Source organism: Pseudomonas sp. SIMBA_068 (assembly GCF_046534705.1).
Classification (GTDB): Bacteria; Pseudomonadota; Gammaproteobacteria; order Pseudomonadales; family Pseudomonadaceae; genus Aquipseudomonas; species Aquipseudomonas putida.
This window is the reverse complement of record NZ_JAWRYI010001412.1, coordinates 1-243: the sequence shown is the minus strand read 5'-3', so window position 1 is coordinate 243 and position 243 is coordinate 1. Positions and strand designations below refer to the sequence as shown.

Below are 243 nucleotides of genomic sequence, written 5' to 3'. Positions count from 1 at the left end.
CACCGTTATAAATTTGGTCACCTTTGCGGCTTGTATCTGTGCCTAAGTGATCCCAATGCGCTGAATACACTACATGTTCGTCTGGCGATTCGCTGCCCGGTAAGGTCGCAATAAAGTTGTAAGACACTGACGTTTTAATTGTATTAGTCACATTAACAGAGGCGGTCAAATCACCCATATCAACATGATAAGCACCTTTTGCGGCATTTTCTTTAACGGTATCGAAATCTAAACCAGCTTTAC

At 42.4% G+C, this 243-nt stretch carries 1 protein-coding gene; it reads right to left on the bottom strand.

Going from position 1 to position 243, the window contains the following annotated elements; genetic code table 11:
* Positions 1-243: M28 family peptidase (locus tag SB756_RS34270; RefSeq protein WP_410913781.1), on the bottom strand; the 243-nt coding region annotated here is incomplete at both ends.